This window comes from Streptomyces sp. NPDC048664 (assembly GCF_040650555.1).
Lineage (GTDB): Bacteria > Actinomycetota > Actinomycetes > Streptomycetales > Streptomycetaceae > Streptomyces.
Genome location: NZ_JBEZHK010000007.1, coordinates 156,715 through 181,323, shown reverse-complemented (window position 1 = coordinate 181,323; position 24,609 = coordinate 156,715). Strand labels below are relative to the sequence as shown.

At 75.6% G+C, this 24,609-nt stretch carries 4 protein-coding genes; 1 reads left to right on the top strand and 3 read right to left on the bottom strand.

The features are described from left to right. Positions 1-5: 5 nt before the first annotated feature. The 3 genes from AB0C59_RS10395 to AB0C59_RS10385 all read right to left on the bottom strand — a co-directional run bounded on the left by AB0C59_RS10395 (position 6) and on the right by AB0C59_RS10385 (position 21,791). The gene (locus AB0C59_RS10395; protein ID WP_363002688.1) at positions 6-18,692 is read right to left on the bottom strand and encodes a non-ribosomal peptide synthase/polyketide synthase; all 18,687 of its coding nucleotides are present in this window, start codon (positions 18,690-18,692) and stop codon (positions 6-8) included. 280 nt (positions 18,693-18,972) lie between these two features. Further along, a complete protein-coding gene (locus AB0C59_RS10390; protein ID WP_363002686.1) occupies positions 18,973-20,328 on the bottom strand; it encodes a serine hydrolase domain-containing protein in 1,356 nt (451 codons plus the stop codon). Positions 20,329-20,582: 254 nt separating this feature from the next. Further along, a complete protein-coding gene (locus tag AB0C59_RS10385) occupies positions 20,583-21,791 on the bottom strand; it encodes a cytochrome P450 (protein WP_363002684.1) in 1,209 nt (402 codons plus the stop codon). A gap of 1,382 nt (positions 21,792-23,173) precedes the next feature. Between AB0C59_RS10385 and AB0C59_RS10380 the strand changes: the two genes are divergently transcribed. Continuing rightward, on the top strand, positions 23,174-24,562 hold the full coding sequence (locus AB0C59_RS10380; protein ID WP_363002682.1) for a CoA transferase: 1,389 nt from the start codon (positions 23,174-23,176) through the stop codon (positions 24,560-24,562). The last annotated feature ends 47 nt before the right edge of the window (positions 24,563-24,609 follow it).

Here is a 24,609-nt window from a genome sequence, read left to right as displayed (position 1 = left end):
GTTCCTCACCGTTCGTCGTGGTCGTGGTCGCCGTACGCGGCGTCTTCGAGTTCGCTGAGCACCTGCTCCTCCACCAGCTCCGCCAGGGCCGCGACGGTGCGCGCGACCAGGACGTCGCGCGGGGTGAGGCGGACCCCGAAGGTGTCGTTGGCGCGGGAGGCGATGAGCAGTGCGCGCATGGAGTCGCCGCCCAGCAGGTAGTAGTCGTCCTCGGCGCCCACCGTCGTGTGGAGGGTGTCCTCCCAGACGGCCGCGAGCGCCTCCTCGGTGGGGGTGCGGGGCGCCACCCGCGCCGCCGTGCCGCCCGGCTCGTCGTCCGGGGCGGGCGCGGGCAGCGCGGCCCGGTCGGTCTTGCCGTTCTCGGTGAGCGGGAAGCGGTCGAGCGTGACGTAGGCCGCGGGCACCATGTGGCCGGGCAGGGTGCGGGCGGCCAGCGCCCGCAGTTCGGCCCCGGTGGGCGCCTCGGCGCCGGGGGCCAGGAGCAGATGGGCGACCAGCCGGGGCAGGCCCGGTTCGTCCTCCCGCACGCTCACCACGGCGTCCAGCACCGCCGTGTGACGCACCAGGGTGGCTTCGACCTCGCCGGCCTCGATGCGGTGGCCGCGCAGTTTGAGCTGGTGGTCGGTGCGTCCGAGGTAGTGCAGTTCGCCGCGGGTGTCGCGGCGCACCAGGTCGCCGGTGCGGTACATCCGGCCGCCGCGCGGCCCGTACGGGTCGGCGGTGAAGCGGGCCGCGGTCAGGCCGGGGCGGCCGAGGTAGCCGCGGGCGAGGCCGGGCCCGCTCAGCCACAGTTCGCCGGGGACGCCGTCGGGGACGGGGCGCAGCCGGGCGTCGAGGACGTAGGCGCCGGTGGTGGGCAGCGGGCGGCCGATGGGCGGGGCGGCGCCGTCCGGTTCCAGGGGCGCGGACCAGGTGGCGACCACGGTGGCCTCGGTGGGGCCGTAGGAGTTGACCATGCGGTGGTGCGGTGCCCAGCGGGCGACGAGGTCGGCGCCGCACGCGTCGGCCCCGACGATCAGCGTCTTCAGGTCCGGCAGGGTGCCGGGGGTGTCGGCGGGCAGGGTGGCGAGCGCGGCCGGGGGCAGCAGGGTGTGCGTGACGCGCTCGGCGCGCAGCACGGCGGCCAGGTGCTCGCCGAGCAGCGGGCCGGGCTCGGGGACGACGAGGCTGGCGCCGTGCGGCAGGGCGGCGCACAGCTCCAGCACGGAGGCGTCGAAGCTGGGCGTGGCGAAGGCCAGCACCCGGTCGCCGGGGCCGACCTGGTAGTGGGCGGCCTCGGCGGCGCTGAAGGCGGCGAGGCCGCGGTGGGTGACGACGACGCCCTTGGGGGTGCCGGTGGATCCGGAGGTGTAGATGACGTAGGCCGGGTCGTCCACGTCGAGCGGGCGGGCGCGGTCGGCGTCGGTGGGCCGGTGGCCGGGAGCCTCGTGCGGCGGGTCGGCGAGCAGCGAGGCGACCTCCTTGGCGTCCAGGGTGAGGGCGGGTGCCGCGTCGCGCAGCATGAGCGCGACGCGCTCGTCCGGGTAGGCCGGGTCGACGGGCAGGAACGCGGCGCCCGCCTTCGCCACCGCGAGCTGGGCGAGCACCATGTCGAGCGAGCGGGGCAGCAGCAGCGCGACGATGTCGCCGGGGCCGGCTCCGCGGGCGATGAGCCGGTGGGCCAGCGCGTTGGCCCGCTCCTCGGTCTCGGCGAAGGTCAGCGAGCGGTTCGGGTCGCCGAGCGCGGGCGCGGTCGGCCGGCGGTCCGCGGCGGCCTCGAACAGGGCGGCCAGGGTGGCCTCGGGCACCGGGGCGAGGCCGGGCCGGACCGGGCCGCGCAGCAGCCGGGCGCGTTGGGCGGCCGGCAGCACGTCGAGGTCGTCGAGGCGTGCGCCGCTGTCGCAGCCGGCCAGCGCGTCCAGGGTGTGCAGCAGCTGCCCGGCCAGGGATCGTGCGGTGGCGGCGTCGAAGTGGCGCGGGTCGTAGCCGAGTTCGACGGCGAGCCGGTCGCCGGGCGAGACGACCACGGTGAGCGGGTAGTTGGTGGCCTCGCGGGCGTCGAGGTCGCGCAGGGTGAGGCCGTGGGCGCCCGCGGTGGCGTCGCCGACCGGGTAGTTCTCGAAGACGACCAGGCTGTCGAACATCGCGCTCCCGGCGGGGAGCCGGGTGAGGGGGCGCAGTTCGCCCAGCGGCATGTGGTCGAAGCGGCGGTCCTCGGCGCGGGCATCCTGGAACGCGCGCAGCCAGGTGTCGCAGGGGGCGGTGCCGTCGACGCGGACGCGGGCGGGCAGGGTGGTGATGAACGGGCCGGTGATGGTGTCGGCGCCGGGCAGGTCCGCGGGCCGGCCCGAGACGGTGGTGCCGAAGCAGACCTCGTTCTCGCCGCTCCAGCGGGCCAGCAGCAGCGCCCAGGCGCCCTGGACCAGGGTGTTCAGGGTGAGCCGGTGGCGGCGTGCGTACTCGGTGAGCGCCTGTGTCTCGCGGACGCCCAGGCGCTGGGACAGCCAGGTGTCGGAGCGGGCCGTGGTGTCCGGGGCGGGCCTGCGGTCGTAGGGCAGCGGGGTCGGGGCGGCGAGGTCGGCGAGGGTGCCCTGCCAGTGCCGGTGGGCGCCGTCGGTGTCGCGGGCGGCGAGCCAGGCGGCGTAGTCGGCGAACGGCCGTCGCTCGGGCAGCCGGGGTCGTTCCCCCCGGCTCAGCGCGGCGTGCGCGGCGAGGACGTCACCGAGGACGTGGAAGACGCTCCAGCCGTCCAGCAGCACATGGTGGAAGGTCCACACCACGCGTACCGCGTCCGGGCCGAGCCGGACCAGGGCCAGCCGCAGCAGCGGCGCCCGGTCGAGCTGGATGCCCCGGGCCCGCTCCGCGCCGAGCAGCCGCTCCAGTTCGCTCGCGCGCCGGTCCTCGGGCAGGGCGCTCCAGTCGTGTTCGGCGACCGGCAGGGTCGCGTCCCGGTGGACGACCTGGAGCGGTACGGGCACGTCGTGCAGGGCGACGGCGGTGCGCAGCACCGGGGTGCGGTCGACGACGTGCTGCCAGGCGGCGGCGAGCAGGCGCGGGTCGCGGACGCCGTCCAGCACGAAGGTGATCTGCTCGACGTACAGGCCGTGCCGGGCCTCGTCCATGCCGTGCACGACCATGCCGGTCTGGGTGGGCGTGAGCGGATAGACGTCCGTCACGTCGGCCGCGGCCGCTCCGCTGCCCACGAGGCGGTCGACGGCGGCCTGGTCGAGCGGGGCGAGCGGGAAGTCGGACGGGGTGCGCCCGCCGGCTCCCGGCTCGGCGCAGTGCCGCAGCAGGGCGCGCAGTTCGGCGCTCAGGTCGGCGGCGAGCCGTTCGACGGTCTCGGCGCGGTGCAGGGCTCGGGAGTAGGACCAGGTGAACTCCAGCCTGCCGCCGGTGATCCGGCCCAGCACGTCGATGAGATGCGGGCGGGCGGCCGAGCGGTCCATGCCGCCGGTCAGGGAGCCGTGGGCCGCGTGCAGCAGGCCGCCGGGGGTGGTGTGGCCGTCCTGGCGGCCCAGGTAGTTGAAGCCGATCTGCGGCAGCTCCGGCAGGTCCCGGCCGGCGGTGGGGTGCAGGAAGCGCAGGGCGCCGTAGCCGAGTCCGCCGCGGGGCACGGCCCGCAGGTTCTCCTTGACGGCCTTGAGCGCGGTGCCGGGGTCGGCGTCCCGTGCCGCGTCCAGCGTGACCGGGTACATGGTGGTGAACCAGCCGGCGGTGCGGGTGAGGTCGACGTCCTCGAAGAGGCTCTCGCGGCCGTGCCCCTCCAGGGCCACCGTCACGCGGTCACGTCCGGTCCATCGGGCCAGCACCCGGCCCAGCGCGCACAGCAGGACGTCGTTGATCCGGGTGCGGTAGACGTCCGGGACGTCCTGGAGCAGGCGCCGGGTGTCCTCCGCGTCCAGCGCTGCCGTCACCGTCTCCTCCTCGGCGCCGGTGTTGGCGCCGCCGGGGTGGTCCACGGGCAGCGGGTGGCTCCTGTCGAGGCCGCGCCAGTGGGGCAGTTCGTCGTCGAAGCCACCGGCCGCGGTGTGCGCGCGAAGCCGCTGCGCCCAGGTGTGGAACGAGGTGGTCTTGGCGGCGAGCGCCGGGCGTTCGCCCGCGCGCAGGGCGCGGTAGGCGGTGTCCAGGTCCTCCAGCAGCAGCCGCCAGGACACGGCGTCGACGACCAGGTGGTGCGCGGCGAGCAGCAGCACCGGACGGCCGCCGTCGCCGGCGCGGCACAGGGCCGCCCGCAGCAGCGGTCCGGCGCTCAGGTCGAAGCGGTCGGCCAGGGCGTGGGCGAGGGCGGGCGTGGGCGCGCCGTCGTGGACCTCCAGGTGCGGGCCGGCGCCGGGGGCGGTGCCGTACTGCCGCCAGGTCCCGTCGGCGCCCTGCTCGAACCGCAGCCGCAGCGCGTCGTGGTGGTCCAGTACGGCGGCCAGGGCGGCCCGCAGCAGGGTCTCGTCGGTGTCGGCGGACAGCTCGTAGGCGACCGACTGGGCGAAGTGGGCCCGGTCGCCGGTGAGGGTGTCGAACAGCCAGTGCTGGACGGGGGTCAGCGGCGCCTCGCCGACCACCGGTCCCTGTTCGGCGACGGCCAGGGAGGCGGGCAGTTCCTCGGCCGCCAGGGCGAGTTCCGCCAGGGTCTGGTGGGTGAACAGGTGCCGGGGGGTGAGGACGAGGCCTGCCCGGCGGGCGGCGGACACGATCTGGATGCCGAGGATGGAGTCGCCGCCGAGCGTGAAGTAGTTGTCGTCGGCGCCGACCTCGGGGATGCCGAGCACCTCGCACCAGATGGCGGCGAGGGCGCGTTCCGTCTCGGTGCCGGGCGGCCGGCCGGTGCTGCCGGCGGCGGGTGCGGTCCACACCGGGTCGGGCAGCGCCCGCCGGTCCAGCTTTCCGGTGGCGCCGAGCGGCAGCCGCTCCAGCGGCACCACGAGGGCGGGGACCAGGTGGTCGGGGAGGCTGCGGGCGAGGAAGGCGCGCAGTTCGGCCGGGTCCGGGAGTCCGGATCCGTCGGGCACCGCGTAGCCGACCAGGCGGCGGTGGCCGTCGTGCTCCAGCACCCGCGCGGCGGCGGCGGCCACCCGCGGGTGGCGGGCCAGGGCCGACTCCACCTCGCCCAGTTCGATACGGAAGCCCCGGACCTTCACCTGGTCGTCGCCGCGGCCCAGGTAGACGAGGTCGCCGTCGGCGCTCCAGCGCACCAGGTCGCCGGTGCGGTACATCCGGCTGCCGGCCGGTCCGAACGGGTCGGGCAGGAAGCGGGAGGCGGTCAGTCCGGGCCGGCCCAGATAGCCGCGGGCCACGCCGGTGCCGGCGAGGAACAGCTCGCCGGGTGCGCCGGCCGGTACGGGGCGCAGCCGGTCGTCCAGCACATAGGAGCGGGCGCCGCCGAGCGGCCGGCCGATCGGCGGGTCGCGGTCGGGGTCCGCCGGGTCGCAGGTGAAGGCGGTGGCGTAGACGGTGGCCTCGGTGGGGCCGTAGATGTTGCGCACCTCGCAGCCGGGGACGGCCGCGCGGACCTGGCGGACGGTGCGGGCGGGCAGGCCCTCGCCCGCCAGGACCACGGTGTCCGCGCTCACCTGGACGGCGTCCTCGGCCAGCAGCCTGCCCAGGGCGGAGGGCACGGCGCTGAGCAGTCCGGCCCGCCAGGGCCCGGGCCGTTCGGCCAGGGCCAGCAGGTCGCGGACGACCTCCACGCAGCCGCCGGACAGCAGGGGCGAGAAGATCTCGAAGACCGACACGTCGAAGTTGAGCGAGGTGGACGCCACCACGTGGGCCAGGCCCCGGCCGGTGAACTCGGCGGCGGCCCAGTCGGTCAGGGCCAGCACCGAGCCGTGCGCGACCACGACGCCCTTGGGGCGGCCGGTGGAGCCGGAGGTGTGGATGACGTAGGCGGGGTGGTCCGGCAGCAGGCCGGTGTGCCGGTCGCCGTCGCCGACCGGTGCGGCCGAGGCGGCGGCGAGCCGGTCGGCGCAGCCGGGTTCGTCGAGCACGATCGGCGTGTACGGGCCGTCCGGCAGGCGTCCCGCGGTCTCGGTGGCCGTGACGACGGCCTCGGGCCGTACGTCGTCGAACAGGAACGCGATACGTTCGGCCGGGTAGGCGGGATCGACCGGCAGATAGGCGGCACCGCTCTTGAGGACCGCGAGCAGCGCCACGACCAGGTCGGCGTCGCGGGGCAGGGCGAGGGCGACGAAGCGCTCCGGTCCGGCGCCGGCGTCGATGAGCAGGCGGGCGAGCCGGTTGGAGCGCTCGTCCAGTTCGCGGTAGGTGAGGCGGGTGGCGCCGTGGCGGACCGCCGGGTCGTCGGGGGTGCGTCGCGCCTGACGGCCGAACGCCTCGGGCAGGGTGTCCCGGGGTGTGGCGGTCACGGCTCCGCCGAACCGGTCGAGCAGTGCGCGGCCCCGCGCGGGATCGGTGAGCGGCAGCTCGGCCAGGGTGCGTTCGGGCGCGGTGGCCATCTCGGTCAGCAGGGTGCGCAGGCTCTCCCCCAGTCCGGCGACCGTCGGGGCGTCGAAGAGAGCGGGGTCGTAGTCGAGGTTCACGGCGAGGCTCTCGCCCGGTGCGACGACCACGCTGAGCGGGTAGTTGGTCGGCTCCAGGTCGCGCTCCTGCTCCATGCCCAGGCCGTGCCGGGCCAACGCGCCCTCGTCGAACGGGTAGTTCTCGAAGACGACGATGGAGTCGAAGAGGTTGGTGCCGCCGGGCACCTCGCTCCAGGTCTGCACCTGGGCCAGGGAGACGAATTCGTGGCGGCGGGCCTCGGACTGGGCGGCCTGGAGTTCGCGCAGCCAGTCGAGCAACGGGCGCCCCGCCTCGATCCGGGCCCGGGTGGGCAGGGTGTTGATGAACAGGCCCACCATGGAGGTGACGCCGGGCAGTTCGGCGGGCCGGCCGGAGACGGTCGTACCGAACACCACGTCGTCTCCGCCGCCGTAGCGGGACAGCAGCAGCGCCCAGGCGCCCTGCAGGACGGTGTTGAGGGTGAGTCCGGCCTGCTGGGCGGTCTCCCGCAGTGACGCCGAGACCTCGGCGTCCAGGAGCACCCGTACCGTGCCGGACGAGGAGCTGTGGTGGGCCTCGGCGGACCGCCGGTCGCGGGGCAGTTCGGTCGGGGCGCGGAACCCGGCCAGGGTGGTGCGCCAGTACTGCTCGGCCAGGCCGGTGTCCTGCTCGCGGAGCCAGCCCAGGTAGTCGCCGAACGGGCGGCGCGCGGGAACCGACGCGGCGCGGCCCGCCGTCAGGGCCGCGTACCGCTCGCACACCTCGTCGAAGACCTGGGCGGCGCTCCAGCCGTCCAGCAGGACGTGGTGGAAGGTCCACACCATGCGCACCCGTTCGGGCGACAGCCGGATCAGGGTGAGCCGCATCAGCGGCGCCGCGGCCAGGTCGATGCCGGTGTGCCGGTCCTCGGCGAGCAGCCGGTCCAGGGCTGCCTCGCACCAGTCGGCCGGGCGGCCGGTCCAGTCGTGGTGGGTGACGGGCACGGTCGCCCGGTGGGCGACGACCTGGAGGGGTTCGGTGCTCTCCTGCCACGCCAGCCGGGTGCGCAGGACCGGGTTGGCGTCGGCGGTGCGCTGCCACGCCTCGGCGAGGGCGCGGGGGTCGGTGACGCCGGTCAGCACCAGTTGCACCTGGTTGACATAGGTGCGGCCGGCCGGGTCGAGCAGGCTGTGGAAGAGCATCCCGGCCTGCATCGGGGTCAGCGGGTGGACGTCCGCGACGTCGCGTCCGTCACCGGCCACCCGGTCCACGGCGCCCTGGTCCAGGCGGGCCAGCGGGAAGTCGGAGGGCGTGCGGCCGCCCGCGTCGGGGCGGGCGCAGTGGGCGAGGATGTCCTCCAGGGCGCGCAGCATGCCCTCGGCGAGCCCCGTGACCGTGGCCTCGTGGTGCAGGGCGGTCCCGTAGTGCCAGGTGATCTCCAGGCAGTCCTCCTCGACGCGGGCCACCACGTCCAGCTGGTGTGCCCGCTCGCTGCCGGGGGCGTCGGAGCCGCCGAGGCCGCCGGGCACGGAGCGGACGAGGGCGCCGCCACCCGCGGACCAGTCGAAGCGGCCCAGGTAGTTGAAGCTGATGCCGGGCGGGGGCGCGGCGGCGAGCCGCGCGTCGCCCGCGAGATGGCGCAGCGCGCCGTGGCCGAGGCCCCGGTCGGGTACGGCCCGCAGCTGTTCCTTGACCGCCTTCAGCGCGGTCCCCCAGTCGCCCGCCGGGACGCTGAGGGCGACCGGGAAGAGCGTGGTGAACCAGCCGACGGTGCGGGACAGGTCGATGTCGTCGAACAGCTGGTCCTCACGGCCGTGGCCCTCCAGCGTGACGGCGACCGTGTCGCGTCCGCACCAGTCGGCGAGCACCCGGCCCAGGGCGGTGAGCAGGACGTCGTCGATGCGGGTGCGGTAGACATGCGGGACGCTGCGCAGCAGGTCGTCGGTGCGTGCGCGGTCCAGCCGCACGGTGACCTCGCGGACGTCGGCCATGGTGTTGGCGCCGTCGCCGTCGCGCGGAAGCGGCTCGGCGCAGTGCCGGGCGGTCTCCTCCCAGTGGGCGCGGCGGTCCGTGAAGCCTCCGGCGTCGGTGTGGGCCTCCAGCCGGCGGGCCCAGGCCTGGACGGAGGTGGTGCGGTCGGGCAGGCGCACCGGCCGTCCGGCGGCGGCCTGTCCGTAGGCGGTCTCCAGGTCCTCCAGCAGGATCCGCCAGGAGACGCCGTCGACCACCAGGTGGTGGACGGCGAGCAGCAGCCGAGCGGGCCGGGTGCCGTCGCCGGTGAACAGGCGGGCCGTCAGCAACGGCCCGGTGTCCAGCCGGAAGGCGGCGTGCGCGGCGGCGGTGGCGCGGGCCTCGGTCTCCTCGGCCGCCGCCGGGTCCAGGCCGCCGAGGGGGCACACCTGAAGCAGCTCGGGGGTGGGGGCGTCCGCGGCGGTGACGTCCTGGCGCCAGGTGCCGTCGGCCGCTGTGGTGAACCGGGAGCGCAGGGCGTCGTGGTGGGTCCACAGGGCGGCCAGGGCGTGGCGCAGGGCGTCCGGGTCGACGTCCGGCGCGGTCTCGACGACGAGGGACTGGTCGAAGTGGTCGGCGTGCGGCGGCCGGGGGTCGAGGAACCAGTGCTGGACCGGGGTGAGGGGGACCTCGCCGTGCACCGGGTCGGTGCCGCGGACCGTCCGGGCGGTGCCGGTGGCGGCGGCCAGGGCGGCCACGGTGGGGTGCCGGAACAGGTCGCGGGGGGTCAGCGCCAGTCCGGCCGTGCGGGCCCGGGAGACCACCTGGATGCTGAGGATGGAGTCGCCGCCCAGCATGAAGAAGTTGTCGTCGACGCCGACCCGTTCGACGCCGAGCAGCTCGGCCCAGATCCCGGCGAGGACGTCCTCGGTCTCGGTGCCCGGGGCCCGGTAGGAGCTCTCGCCGCCCGCCGCCCAGTCGGGCTCGGGCAGGCGCCGGCGGTCCACCTTGCCGTTGGCGGTCAGGGGCAGGTCGGGCACCGTGACGAACGCGGCGGGCAGCATGTAGTCGGGCAGCTCGGCGGCCAGGTGCGCGCGCAGTTCGGTCGCGGACGGCACGGCCGCGACGTCGGCCGGGACGAGGTGGGCGGCCAGTCGCTTGCGCCCGTCGGTGACGTACGGCGACACGACGGCCTCGGCGACGCCGGGGTGCGCGGTGAGGCGGGCCTCGATCTCGGCGGGTTCGACGCGGAAGCCGCGGATCTTGATCTGGTCGTCGGCGCGGCCGACGAAGTGCAGTTCCCCGTCGGCGCTCCAGCGCACGATGTCGCCGGTGCGGTACATCCGCTCCCCGGGCGGGCCGAACGGGTCGGCGACATAGCGGGCGGCGGTGGCTCCGGGCCGTCCGGCGTATCCGCGGGCGAGGCCGGCGCCCGCGAGGTACAGCTCCCCGGGGATGCCGGGCGGTTGAGGCTGGAGGGCGCCGTCCAGGACGTAGGCGCGGGTGTCGTCCAGCGGGCGGCCGATGGGCAGGGTGGCGGGCAGGGGGTCGCCGGAGCGGAAGGGGCGCCGGGTGGCGAAGGTGGTGGTCTCGGTCGGGCCGTAGCCGTCGACGACGGTGAGGTCGGGGCAGGCGTCCAGGACGGCGCGGACGGCCGCGCCGGGCACGGCCTCGCCGCCCGTCCACACCTCGCGGGCGCCGCGCAGGCAGGTGGGGTCCTCCTGGGCGAGCAGCCGGAACAGGCCCGCCGTCAGCCACAGGCAGCTCACGCTCCGGTCCGTGATCGCGTCGCGGACCGCGGCGGCGTCCAGGTCGGCCGGGGGGGCCAGGACGGCGGTGCCTCCGCGCAGCAGCGGCACCCACACCTCGTAGGTGGCGGCGTCGAAGGCGTGCGGGGAGTGCACGAGGACCCGGTCGTGGTGGGCGAAGGCCTGGTCCAGGGCGAGCGCGGCGACGTCCCGTTGGCGCACGGCGACGCCCTTGGGGACACCGGTCGAGCCCGAGGTGAACATCAGGTACTGGACCTGGTCGGGGTGCGGGCGCTCGGCGGGCTCCGGTGCCGCGGGGACGGCGGGGTCGGCGCCGGTCGTGTTGTCGAGGCGGAGGACGTCCTCGGCGGGCAGCAGGCCCCGGGCGGTGTCCTCCCAGGCGGCGTCGGTCAGCAGCAGGGTGACCCCGGCCTCGGCCAGCATCCGCTGGAGCCGTTCCCGGGGTGCCCTGCCGTCCAGCGGCACGTACACGCCACCGGTGCGCACGAGCGCGACCTGGGCGGTGATCAGCAGGGGCGAGCGGTCCATCAGGACCCCCACCGGGCGTTCCCCGCGCACCCCCAGGGCGGCCAGCCGGGCGGCCAGCTCCGCGGAGCGGGCGTCGAGTTCGCGGTAGGTGAGGTGCTGGTCGCCCGCGTCCAGGGCGACGGCGTCGGGGGTGCGCCGCACCTGGTCGGCGAAGAGTCCCGCGACCGTCGCCCCGGTGCGTGCGGTGGCCGTGTCGTTCCAGGTGCGCAGGACCTGCTCACGGCGCTCGGCCGTCAGCATCGGCAGGCGTGCCGGGGCCCGCTCGGGTGTGGCGGCCATGCCCGCCAGCAGCGTGGTCAGGTGTTCGGCGAGCCGGTGCACGGTGTCGGCGTCGAACAGCTCCGGGTCGTAGCCGAGGCGCAGGGTCAGTTCGGTGCCCGGATAGGCGACGAGGCCGAGCGGGTAGTTGGTGGTCTCGACGCCCCGCAGGTCGCGCAGACCGAGGCCGTGGGCGGCCGCGAGACCGTCGTCCACCGGATAGTTCTCGAAGACCACGATGCTGTCGAACAGGCCGACCCGCTCGGGGAGCGCGGTGAAGGCGTGCATCCGGTTCAGCGGCACCTGGTCGAAGCGGCGGTCCTCGCTCTGGTCGCGCTGGAGCCGGCGCAGCCAGTCGACGAGGGTGCCGTCGGCGGGCACGGCGACCCGGGTGGGCAGGGTGGTGATGAACAGGCCGGTCATGGCCTCGGCTCCGGGCAGTTCGGCCGGCCTGCCGGACACGGTGGTGCCGAACACCACCTCCTTCCGGCCCGACTGACGTGCCATCAGCAGGGCCCAGGCGCCTTGGACGAGGGTGTTCAGCGTGAGGCCCGCGCCGCGCGCGAGTTCCTCCAGCGCCCGGGTGGTCTCCTCGGGGACCGTGACCCGTACGGCGTCGGTCGACTCCGCCCGGTGGCTCTCGCGGGGCTCTCGGTCGAAGGGCAGCGCGGTGGCCTCGGCCAGTCCGGCGAGCCGGTGCCGCCAGTGCTGTTCGGCCTCGGCGAGGTCGCGGCCGCGCAGCCAGGCCACGTAGTCGCGCCAGGGGCGGCGTTCGGGAAGGGACTCGGCGGCCCGTCCGGTCGGCGCGGTGAGGCAGGCGAAGACGTCCGACAGCACCTGGAACAGGCTCCAGCCGTCCAGGAGCAGATGGTGGAAGGACCAGACGACCCGCACGGACGTGTCGGAGACCCGGGCGAGGACGAGGCGTTGGAGCGGTCCCCGCACCAGGTCGATGCCGCGGTCGCGGTCCTCGCGCAGCAGGCTCTCCAGCCGTGCGCGGGCCTCGTCGCCGCTCAGCGCGGACCAGTCGAGGTGGGTGACCGGCACGGGCGTGTCCCGCCCCACCACGAGCAGCGGTTCGGGCACGCCCTGCCACACCACCCGGCCGCGCAGCACCGCCGTGCGCTCGGTGACCCGCTGCCAGGCGGCGGCGAGCGCGTGCGGGTCGGACACGCCGTCCAGGACGAAGGTCAGCTGCTGGACGTAGACACCGCGGTCGTCCTGGGACAGGCCGTGGAAGAGCATGCCCGCCTGGGTGGGCGTGAGCGGCAGGACGTCCTCGACGGCTCCCGGGTCGTCCCCGGTGACACGGTCGACGGCCGGCTGGTCGAGCCGGGCCGTGGGGAAGTCGGACGGGGTGCGTCCGGCGGCACCGGGCCGGGCGGCGTGGCGGGCGAGGTCGGACAGCGCCTCGGCGTGGCGTTCGGCGAGCGCCGCGACCGTGGACTCGCGGTAGACCTGGTCGGAGTAGAACCAGGTGAACTCCAGCGCGTCGCCGTCCAGTCGGCCCACGACCTCCAGGGGGTGCGGGCGTTCGGCCCGCGGGTCGGCGTCCAGCTCCAGCTCGCGGAAGACGCCCCGGTACAGGCCCTCCTGCCCCACGTCCAGGCTGATCCGCCCCAGGTAGTTGAAGCTGACCTGCGCCGCCGGGGCGGCCCGCTCCGCGTCCGGGCGGGTCAGACGGCGCAGCGCGTCGTGGCCGATGCCGTGCCGGGGCACGGCCCGCAGCTGCTCCTTGACCTGCTTGAGCACGGCGTCCCAGCCGGCCCGGGGCGGGACGGCGAGGGCGAGGGGGTGCCGGGTGGTGAACCAGCCGAGGGTGCGGCTGAGGTCGAGGTCGGGGAACAGCTCCTCGCGGCCGTGTCCCTCGATGTCCACCACCACCCGTTCCTGTCCGCTCCAGTCGCACAGGGCCCGGCCGAGGGCGGCGAGCAGCACGTCGTTGGCCTGGGTGCGGTAGGTGTCGGGCAGGGTGCGCAGCAGGTGCGCGGTGTCCTCGCCGCTCAGGCGTACGGTGACCGCGCGGGCGTGAGCGTAGGTGTCGGCGCCGGTCAGGTCGGCGGGCAGGGGCGGCCCGGCCGGGGGGACGGCCTGGGCCCAGTAGGAGCGTTCGTCCTCGAAGCCGCCGTCGGCGGCGTGCGCGTTCAGGCGCCGTGCCCACTGCCGCAGCGGCGAGGACTTGGCGGGCAGGGCGGACGCGCCGTCGCGGCCGTCGCGGCGGGCCCGGTAGGCGCGGTCCAGGTCCTCCAGCAGCAGCCGCCAGGACACGCCGTCCACGACCAGGTGATGCACGGCGAGGTGCAGGACGCGGGGCCGGCCGGCTCCGCGGTCGTGCAGCACGGCCCGCAGCAGCGGTCCCCGGGCCAGGTCGAAGGGCCCGAAGTGGGGGGTGTCGGTGTCCGGTCCGGTGTGCCGGGCGAGGGTGACGCGCGCGGCCTCGTCGGCGATGTGCCAGCCGTCCCCGGTGCCAGGGTCGGTGAAGCGGGAGCGCAGGGCGTCGTGGTGGGCGACCAGGTCGTTCAGCGCGTCCTCGAGTGCCGCCGGGTCCGCGTCGGCGGGCAGCAGCACGGAGAGGGCCTGGGCGAAGTGGGCGGCCCGCTCGGCACCGGCTTCGAACAGCCAGTGCTGGATGGGTGTCAGGGGCGCCGGGCCGGTCGGCGAGACCGGGGCCCGGCCGGCCGGGCGGGCCCCGGCGGCGGCGTCCGCGCAGCGGGCGAGGGCGGCGACCGTCTGGTGCTGGTAGACGTCGCGGGAGGTGACGGTGAGGCCCTCCTGCCGGGCCCGTGCGACCACCTGGATGCTGAGGATCGAGTCGCCGCCGAGCGCGAAGAAGTTGTCGTCCACGCCGACCCGCCCCACCCGCAGCACCTCCGCCCAGACCGCGGCGAGGGCCCGCTCGGTGGGGGTGCGGGGCGCGACATGCCGTACGGCGTGCACGGCCGGTCCCGGCTGCGGCAGCCGGGCGCGGTCGAGCTTGCCGTTGGGGTTCAGCGGCAGTTCGTCCAGCACCAGCACCGTCGTGGGCACCATGTAGTCGGGCAGCGTGCGGCCGAGCACCCGGCGTACGGTCTCCGGATCCACCTGCTCCCCCGCGACCGGCACGACATAGCCGGTGAGGCGCCGGTGGCCGTCGGCCTCGGTGGCCATGGCCGCCGCCTCGGCGACGCCGGGGCAGCCGCGCAGCGCCTCCTCCACCTCGCCCAGCTCGATGCGGAAGCCGCGCACCTTGACCTGCTGGTCGAGGCGGCCGACGTACTCCAGCTCTCCGTCGGCGCTCCACCGCACCAGGTCCCCGGTGCGGTACATGCGCTCCCCGGGCGCGCCGAACGGGTCAGCGACGAAGCGGGCCGCGGTGAGCCCGGGGCGGCGCAGGTAGCCGCGGGCCAGGCCGCCGCCGCCGAGGTACAGCTCGCCCGCCACACCCGGGGGTTGCGGGCGCAGCCGGCCGTCCAGGACATAGGCGCGGGTGCGGGCTACCGGCCGGCCGATCGGCGGCGCCTGGTCCGGTGCCCCCTGCGCCGTGAACCAGGCGGTGGCGTAGACGGTGGCCTCGGTGGGGCCGTAGATGTTGGCGATCTCGCAGGACGGCATGGCCGCCCGCAGGTCCCCCAGGGTCTGCGCGGGCAGCGCCTCACCGGCCAGTACGACGGTGTCCGCGACCACCGGGGCCGTGCCCCCGGCGACCAGCCGGGACATCACGGACGGTACGCCGCTGAGCAGACCGGCCCGCCGCTGACCGGGGGTGTCGGCCAGCGCCGTCAGATCGGCCACCACCTCCACGCCGCCTCCGGCGAGCAGCGGGCACAGCAGCTCGAACACGGAGACGTCGAAGTTGAGGGAGGTGGAGGCGATCACCTGCTCGAGGCGGCGCTCCCCGAACCGGTCCCGCGCCCAAGCGGCCAGGGCGGCGACGGTGCGGTGGGTGACCACGACCCCCTTGGGGCGGCCGGTCGATCCGGAGGTGTAGATGACGTAGGCCGGGTGGTCCGGCAGCAGCGGCCGGATGCGGTCGGCGTCGGTCAGGTACGGGTCGTCCGCCGTGGCGCGGGTCGCGTCGGTGCTGGTCCGCCCGGACCCGGCGGGATCGGCGGCGGTGTCGGTTGCCGGCGGGGCGGCGCTGTCCGTGAAGGCCTCGCAGTCCTCGAGGATCAGCGGGTCGCAGTCCTCGGGCAGGGCGCCGGCGGTCTCCCGGGTGGCGACGACGAGGGTGGGTTCGGCGTCGGACAGCATGAGGCGGATGCGGTCGTCGGGGTAGGCGGGGTCGACGGGGAGGTAGCCGGCGCCCGCCTTGAGCACCGCCCACAGCACGACGGGCAGGTCGGCGGTGCGGGGCAGGCAGAGCGCGACCAGGGTCTCCGGGCCGGCGCCGCGGGCGACGAGCAGCCGGGCGAGCCGGCCCGCGCGCCGGTCGACCTCGGCGTAGTCCAGGCGGACGGGGCCGCAGGTCACGGCGGTGCGGTCGGGGGTGCGGGCGACCTGGGCCCGGAACAGCTCGGGCAGGGTGGTGTCCTGGGCCGGGTGCTCGGCGGACCGCGGCGGGTTCCAGGTGTCGACCAGGGTCTTCTGCTCGTCGTCGGAGAGCATGGGCAGCTCGGCCAGCGTCCGCCCGGGGCCGTCCGCCATGCCCTCCAGCAGGCGGTGCAGATGGCGGGACATGCGGGCGACGGTCCGCGCCTCGAAGAGGTCCGTGTTGAACTCGACGGTCAGCGCGCAGCCGCCGTCCGTGTCCGGGGTGAACTCCAGCACCAGGTCGAAGCGGGCGGCGGGGCGGGGCAGCGGGTGGTCCTCGAACCGCAGTCCCGCGGCGTGCGTCGCCGGGGCGGTCGCGGTCTGCTGGACGACCAGGGCCTGCACCAGCGGGGTGCGGCTGGGGTCGCGGGGCGGCGCCAGCTCCTCCACCACCCGGTCGAAGGAGACGGTGTCGTGGGCGAAGGCGTCCAGGACGGTGGCGCGCATGCTCTCCACGAACCGGTCGACGGTGGCCCGTTCGTCCACGTCGGTGCGCAGCACCACGGTGTTGGCGAAGAAGCCCGCCACGTCCTCCAGGTCCCGGCGGTCCCGTCCGTTGGTGATGGTGCCGAACGCGATGTCGTGCTGCCCGGAGTACCGGGAGAAGAGCAGGGCGCTGGCCCCGGCGAGCAGGGTGAACACGGTCGCGCCCCGCCCCGAGGCGAGGGTGCGCAGCCGGGTCACCAGGGCCGGGGGGAGGTGGTGGCGGTGGGCGGCGCCGGCGGTGGTGCGCATCGCGGGGCGCGGCCGGTCCGCGGGCAGCTCCAGGTTCTGCAGGCCCGTCAGATGCTTTCTCCAGTAGTCCAGGTGCTCGGCGTCGGCGTCCGCCGGCCGCTGCTCCTGCCAGAGGGCGAAGTCCGGGTACTGGACGGTGGGTGCGGTGAGGGTGGCCGGTTCGCCGGTGACCTCCGCGTGGTACAGCGCGGCCAGCTCCCGGGTGAGCAGGCCCACCGACCAGCCGTCGGTGACGATGTGGTGCTGGGCCAGCAGCAGGAGGTGTTCGTCGGCGGTGAGGCGGACGAGCAGGGCGCGGGTGAGCGGTCCGGTCGTGAGGTCGTGGGGGCGGCCGAGTTCCTCGGTCAGCAGCCGTTCGGCCTCGGCCGCGCGGCGCGCGGCGGGGGTGCGGGTGAGGTCGGCCGTGCGCAGCGGCAGGTCGGGGTCGGGGGCGACGCGCTGCGCGCCGTGCCCGTCGACGGTGGTGAACGTGGTGCGTAGCGCGTCGTGGCGGGCGGCGAGGCGGTGCAGGGCGCCGCGCAGGGCGTCGGTGTCGAGGGGGCCGTGCAGCCTCAGCGCGACACCGGTGTTGTACTCGGCGCCGCCGGCGCTCAGGTCGTCGAGGAACCACAGCCGCCGCTGGGCACTGGAGAGGGGCAGGGGGCCGGTGCGCGGGGCGGGCGGGATCGGCTCCTGGGGCTCGGCGGCGGACGGGGTGCCGAGCCGGGGGGCGAGGGCGGCGACGGTGCGCGCGGTGAGGAGGTCGCGGACACTCAGCCGCACCCCCAGCTCTTCCCGGATCCGCGACAGGACGCGGGCGGCGAGGATCGAGTCGCCGCCGAGGTCGAGGAAGTCGTCGGTCGCGCCCACCGCGTCGACCCCCAGGACATCCGCCCAGACGGCGGCCAGCGCCTGCTCCCGGGGCGTGCGCGGAGGGACCTGTTCCGGGACGGACATGCGCTCGGGGGTGGGCAGCGCGCGGTGGTCGATCTTGTGCTGGGCGGTGAGCGGCAGCCGGTCCAGGACGACGACCGCGGACGGCACCATGTGGGCCGGCAGTACGGCGGCCACGGCCGCGCGCAGGGCCACCGGGTCCAGGTCGGAGGCCTGGGCGGGTCCGGCGGGAGTGGCATAGCCGACGAGGCGCCGTCGGCCGGGCTCGTCCTCCCGCACCACGACCGCGGCCTCGCCGACGCCGTCGACGTCGCGCAGCGCGGCCTCGATCTCCCCCGGTTCGACCCGGAAGCCCCGGATCTTCACCTGGCGGTCGAGCCGTCCGAGGTAGTCCAGTTCGCCGTCGGGCCGCCGGCGCACCCGGTCGCCGGTGCGGTACAGCCGGGCGCCGGGCGGGCCGAAGGGGTCGGCGACGAAGCGGGCGGCGGTCAGCCCGGGGCGGCCGAGGTAGCCGCGGGCGACGGCGTCGCCGCCGACGTACAACTCGCCCGTCCCCTCGGGCGGCACGGGCCGCATCGCGGCGTCGAGGACGTGCACCCGGGTGTGCGGCAGCGCGTCGCCGATCGTCGGGGTGCCCCGGCCCGCGGTCAGCGGCCCCGTCCAGGTGGCGACGATCGTGGCCTCGGTGGGGCCATAGGAGTTGATCATGCGGCGGCCGGGTGCCCAGCGGTCGACGAGCCCGGCCGGGCAGGCCTCGGCGCCCACGATCAGCGTGCTCAGATGGCGCCCGGTGCCCCGTGCCGGTTCGGGCAGGGTCGCCAGCGCCGCCGGCGGGATCAGGGCGTGGGTGATGCGGTGGCGTTCCAGGACGTCGGCGAGTTCGTCGCCCAGCCAGGGGCCGTCCGGGGGGACCACGAGGGTGGCACCGGCCAGGACGGAGACGCACAGCTCCAGCACGGAGGCGTCGAAGCTGGGCGAGGAGAACTGCAGGACCCGCCCCCCGGGCCCCACGGCGTACCGGTCGGCGGCGGCGGTGACGAAGCCACCCAGACCGCGGTGCGTGACCGTCACCCCCTTGGGGACGCCCGTGGAGCCGGAGGTGTAGATCACGTACGCGGCCCGGCCGGGGTCGGCCGTCCGCTTCGCCTCGTCCGCCGCCCGGTTGGGGCCCTCGCCCGCGTCGTCGAGGAGCGCGCCGACCTGCCGGAGGTCGTCGAGGATCATCGCGGGCGCCGCGTCGGTGAGCATCAGCGTCCGCCGCTCGGCGGGGTAGGCGGGGTCCACCGGCAGGAACGCGGCGCCCGCCCGGGCCACGGCCAGCTCGGCCGCGATCAGTTCCATCGAGCGCGGCAGGACGAGCGCGACCACCCGGTCGGGGCCGGCGCCGGAGCGGAGCAGATGTCCGGCCAACCGGTCGGCCCTGTCCGCGAGTTCCCGGTAGGACCAGGTCCGTCGCCCGTCGGTCAGAGCGGGCGCCTCAGGGGTGCGGTCCACCCACGCGGCGAACAGGTCGTCGAGCGCCGGATACGCCTGCGGGGCCGCCGTGCCCTCCGGCAGCGCCGCGTCGTCGGCCTGCGGCCGGGAGGTGGCCGCTACGGGCTTGTCGTGCAGGTCCGTCATGGGGTCCAGTCCTTCGAAGAGCGGAGATCCGGCTGAGGTCGGGGGTGCGGCGCGTGCCGAGGTGGGGCGCGGCGCGGGCGGGGACGGCCCACCGGCGGGGCGGGCTCGGGCGGGGTGCGCGACAAGGCGGCGGGAGCGCTCGGCGTCCGGTCGGACGCCGCGGGCCGGACGGTCCGAGGGCCGGACCGGTCGCGGCGCCCGGGGCGGGGCGGCCGGTGCCGCCCGGTCCTGGGGAACGCCGTCGAGGCGGCCGGTCCGGTGCCGTGCGGCCCGGTGCGGCTCAGCCGTCGTCGGCGCGGCGCGCGGTGCGGCCGGACACCTGGAGCCGTTCGATCCTGCCGGTGGCGGGGTCGCGGTGGAAGCGGCCGCCGGGCTCCGGGCGGCCGGTGGCCGGATCGACCAGGTCGTAGGACAGGTCGGCGTAGCAGACCAGGGGCAGGTGCAGGTCACCGTCGATGGAGAGGGCCACCGTCCCGTCCGGTCCGGGCGCGACGCGGTACTGCGTGTCGCCGTTGCGGTAGGTGCCCGCGCAGTCGGCCGGGGCGACCGGGCGGCCCCGGTGCGCCGGCGGGGCCGCGGCGTCGGGCACCCGTATGCCCGCGATCCGGGCCAGCTCTCCGGTGAGGTCGCGCCACAGGGCGGTGGCTCCGCCGGAGTTGCCGGTGAAGGCGACGACCACCCCGCTCTCCGGTTCGGCCCGCAGATGGCAGGAGGTGCCCTGCGCGTTGCCGTCGTGACCGCACCACTGGCGCTCCCCCTGCTGGTACAGGGCGACCCCGAGTCCCCAGCCGTCCGCCAGGGCGCCGGGGCGGGCGGCGCTCTCCCCGCGCCGCATCTCCTTGGCGACGGCCGACGGGAGCACGTCGCGCCGGCCGGTCAGGGCGGCGCCGAACCGGCAGAGGTCGTCGGCGCCCGCCAGCAGCGATCCGGCCGGGGCTTCCAGCGGGGCGAGGTTCTGCCGGGCCGGACGCAGTCGGCCGGTGGCGGTGTTGACCGCGTGACCGGCGGCGAGCGGGCGGGCGGCGGCGGTGTCACCGAGAAACGCGGGCACGGTGTCGAGAGGTTCGAGGATGAGCGAGCGGACCGCCTCGTGCCAGGGCATGCCGGTGATGGCCTCGACCAGCCGGCCCGCGGCGACATAGCCCGCGTTGGAGTAGGAGAAGTCGGTGCCGGGCGTGAACAGCAGCTGGTTCGGGGTGCACAGGGAGGCGAGATAGCGGGCGCCGCGGGTCGCCGCGGCGGTGTCCGAGTCGGGGCCGGTGGGCAGCCCGCTCGTGTGACTGAGCAGGTGACGCGCCGTCACCTCGGGGACCGCGCGCAGTTCCGGCAGGTGGTCGGCGACGGGTTCGTCCAGGTCCAGGTCGCCGTCGTCGGCGAGGAGCAGGACGAGGGCGGCGGTGTACGGCTTGGTGAGCGAGCCGAGGGGGACGGCCGTGTCCGCCGTGAAGGGGGCGCCGGTGGCGGCGTCGGCGGTGCCGGTGCACAGGGAGAGGGTCTCCGAGCCGGTGTCCACGGTCAGTTGAGCGCCGGGCACCCGGTGCGCCCGGGCCAGCGCGTCGAGCCGGTCCTGGAGCTCCTGGTGCGATCGGGACGTGGCCCGGGTGGGGACGGGCATGGTGGGGACGGTGTAAGGCATGGGAAAGGGAACTCCGTTGCGTGGGATTCTCGCGTGCGGTGTGGCCGTCCGGCCGGGGCGAGCGGTGCCCGGACCGGGCGGCGCGAGTGCGAGCGCTGCGGCGGTGTGGTGGTGGTCGTGTCCGCGTCCGCACGCCGTCCGGCGGGCAGGGCGCGCGGTGGGTGAGGAAGGTCCTCGGACCGGACACCCGTGGGCGGTCCTCCGCGGCGCGGTGGGAGCGCGTGCCGGGCCGGGCGGGAGGGCGCGGACGCGGTCTAGGTTCTGCCGACCTCGACCGGCAGGTGGCGTACGCCGATGATGACCGCCGGGTTCTGGAAGACGACCTCGTCGTACGAGGGGATCACCAGCGAGCGAAAACGTTCATGCAGGGCGCGGAGCGCGATCCGGGCCTCGAGTCTGGCCAGCGGCGCGCCGAAGCAGAAGTGGATGCCGTGCCCGAAGGTCAGATGGGGGTTGGGGCGACGGGTCACGTCGAACACGTCGGGCGCCTCGAAGCGCGCCGGATCGCGGTTGGCGGCACCCAGGTGGGCCATCAGCAGGGTGTCGGCGGGGAGTTCGTGACCGCCCAGGACCACGGGCCGGGTGACGCGGCGCCCCAGCTCGGGGAAGGGGGGCAGCCGGCGCAGCACCTCCTCGACGGCGCCCGGCAGCAGCTCGGGGTCGGCCCGCAGCGCGGCGTCGACCTCGGGGTGCCGGTCGAGGGTGACGACGGCGTTGCCGAGCAGGGCGGTGGTGGTGATGTGCCCGGCGACCAGCAGCAGTGCCACGAATCCGACCATCTCCTGGTCGGCGAGGCGTGTGCCGTCGACCTCGGCGGCGATGAGTCTGCTGGTGAGGTCGTCGCCGGGGTCGGCCCGGCGCGCACGGATGTGCTCCAGCATGTAGCCGTTCATCTCGCGGACCGTGGGGGCGATGGCCTCCAGCGCCCGCTCCAGGTCCGCCATGTCGGGCGCCTCGCCGAGCTGGTCGCCGCCGAACAGGACGCTCGCCCACTCCTGGAAGAGCCGGTGCTCCTCGGCCGGGATGCCGAGCAGCTCGGCGATCACGATGATGGGCAGTGGATAGGCCAGGGTGTCGACGAGGTCGAAGCGGTCCTGGTCCGCGACGGAGTCCAGCAACCGGGCGCACACGGCCTCGATGCGGGGCTCGAGTCCCTGGACGACGCGCGGGGTGAAGGCCTGACTGACCAGGGTGCGCAGCTTGCGGTGCTCCGGCGGGTCCATGCCGACGAAGTTGCCCTGGGTGAAGGTCTCGAAGTCGGGCTGGGTGGGAGCGAGGGCGGACAGGTCGGAGGAGTACGTCGCCGGGTCGGCGAGCACCGCGGAGACCGTCTCGTGGTCCAGGACCTGCCAGACCCCCTGCTTGTCGTCCAGGCGTACCGGTCCGGCCTCGCGCAGGCTTCTCCACCGCTCGGATAAGTCGTCCAACAGGGTTGTCTCACCTGTCAGTTGATCGCTGGACATCAATTCTCCTCGATTGGAGCACGCGGGCATGGCACGGTGGCCCAGGCCGGCGGCAGGGGCGACGGGAACGGCGAGGCGGGAGCGGGAGCGGTGCGGGGGCAAGGGCCCCCTCCGCGCGACGGCGGCTGCGACCCGGACTCGCGTCACCGACCGGGCGACGGTCCCCACCGGGGCGGGCACCGGGAGGCACGGCGATCTCCCGGCGGCCCTCGCGGGCCGGTGACGCGTCAGGAACCCGTGTTCAGGGGCGGACGCTCAGCACGTCCGGTGCAGGAGGCCGGGGCACCCTCGCCGTCGGCGGCGCGTTGGTGGTGCGACGTACCTACCCGGCATGGTGGTCCCCCTCGACGACACCTACCGCGCGGCGGCCGCGCGGAGACTTCCCGGCACATGGACGGACTGCGGGTCCGGCACCCCAGTCCTCACGAAACGGAGCAAGAGGTTACGCCCTGCCGACCCTCTCCATCCCTGGATTGGCAGGATGCTGATCCCCCAACGCCTTCGTTTCAACGAAACTCGGCCACAGTCTTCGCATTCAGTGACCTCAAAGCAACCCCCCGAAGCTGAACGGAAAGTGCCTTGACGGTCTGTTTGCGTCATCGTGAAGCAACTTCAGTGCGACTCCCCGGAAGCGTGCTCTCCGGCCGGGCCGTCACCTCGCCAGGTGCCCCGGCTCCGCCCCGGCAAACCACGCGCGGTGGACCGGAAGCATGAGGGCGCGCGAGGCGCGGGCCCGGCCCGCCAGGACCGCCCGGCCGCACGGGCAGCGCCTTTCCCGGCCCGCAGTTGGCCGATCCCGGCCCAACCGGGCCGGGGGTGCCGGCCCTCCGGGAGCGGGCGGCCGATGCCGACCGGGAGGAGCGCGGCCAGAAGCGCACGGGGTGCCGAACGCGCGACGGACGGGACACCGGAGGCCCCTTGGACACGACCATGCACCACGCCAGAAGAATGATTTCGGCCATATGAAGATGATCGGATATTGGTTGCGTGAGGGGCGCACAGCACCAAGGGATGCACCCGCGCGCCACATTCATGGGGGCATGGATGTGATCAAGCGGGGTACCCGGATGGGTTACTCACTTCGAGGAGCCTGAGCCGCAGGTCAGAGCGCTGCCGCTCGCCACGCGCCGGGCCACCGCCACTGCGGGCGCGCGCTGCGCCGGCCGGTGAGGGAAAACCGGGCGGCGCCCCGGTGGCCGAGAAGAGGATCCACCAGGAAGGCTCAAGGGGGAACAGACAGGGCGGCCCGCAGGCGCCGGCGGGGTCGACATCCCGTCAGCTCCGTCGCGGTGCGGGCTCACCCCTTCCGCCCCACGACTCCCGCACAGCTACAGCACTCGACACCCTTACCGGATGGTGGCACTCAGTGCCATAGTGCGTCCATGGGTTCTCCGATCTCCGCAGCCACCGCACATGCGTGGGCGGCACTGGGTGCCGACCCCTCGCTGCTCGACCAGGTGTCCTACTCCGGCCCGTCCGGGGGACTACCGGCGCGACTGCCCGTCATGGAGCTGGCGCGGGCCACCGTCGCCGCGTGCTCCCTCGCCGCCGCCGAGCTCGCCTCCGTCCGCACGGGGCGGCCCGTTCCCCGGGTGCGGGTCGACGACGAGGCGGTCGCCGCGGCGTTCCTCAGCGACCGGCTGGTGCGGGTCGACGGGCGCGCGTGGTCGACCTTCGCGCCGCTGTCCAGGTTCTGGCGGGCGCGTGACGGGTGGGTTCGTACGCACGCCAACTACCCCCACCACCGGGCCCGGTTGCTCACCGCTCTCGAAGTGGCGGACGACACCGACGAATCCGCCGTGGCCGCCGTGGCCGGGGCGATCGCGGAGCGCACCGCGCTGGAGGTGGAGGAGGCCGTGTACGCGGCGGGCGGTCTGGCCGTCGCGGCACGCGGCCACCGGGAGTGGGCCGGGAGCGAGCAGGGAGCCCTGGTCGCCGGCCGGCCGCTGCTGGCGACGGCACGCGTCGGCGACGCCCCGAACCGGGTGCTCGGTGACGCCGCTCTGCCGTGCGCGGGCCTGCGGGTCCTGGATCTGACCCGGGTGCTCGCCGGGCCCGTCGCCACACGGACCCTGGCGCTGCTCGGCGCGGACGTGCTGCGCGTCGACCCCCCGCGGCTGCCGGAGAGTCAGGAGGCCCACAACGACACGGGGATGGGGAAGCGCTCGACCGCCCTGGACCTGGCCGACGGCGCCGACCGCCGGGTCTTCGAGGAACTGCTGGACGAGGCGGACGTGGTGGTCACCGGATACCGGCCGGGCGCCCTGGACCGGTTCGGGCTGACACCCGAGGCACTCGCCGGACGCCGTCCGGGCGTCGTCGTGGCCCGGCTGTCCGCGTGGGGCCGATACGGGCCGTGGCAGGAGCGGCGCGGCTTCGACAGCCTGGTCCAGGTGGCCACCGGCATCGCCGAGCTGGAGGGTTCACCGGACGCGCCCGGCGCGCTGCCCGCCCAGGCCCTGGACCACGGCACCGGCTATCTGCTGGCGGCGGGGGTCCTGCGGGCTCTCACCGAGCAGCACCGCACGGGCGGCACCCGGTCGGTCGACCTGGCCCTGGCGCGTACGGCGCACTGGTTGGTCCACGACCTGGTCCCCGCTCCGGGCCGGGATCCGGGATTCGACGCCGGGCGGCGGCTGGCCGAGACCAAGAGCCCCATGGGCCGGTTGCGCCACGCGCTGCCGCCGGTGTCGTACGAGACGGGCCCGGTGAACTGGGCACGCCCGCCCGGCCTGTGGGGCGCGGACGCCCCGGTCTGGGCCGGCCCCTGACGAGGACCCGAGCGCGCGGGCAGCCCTGCTCCACGTCCACTCCGGAC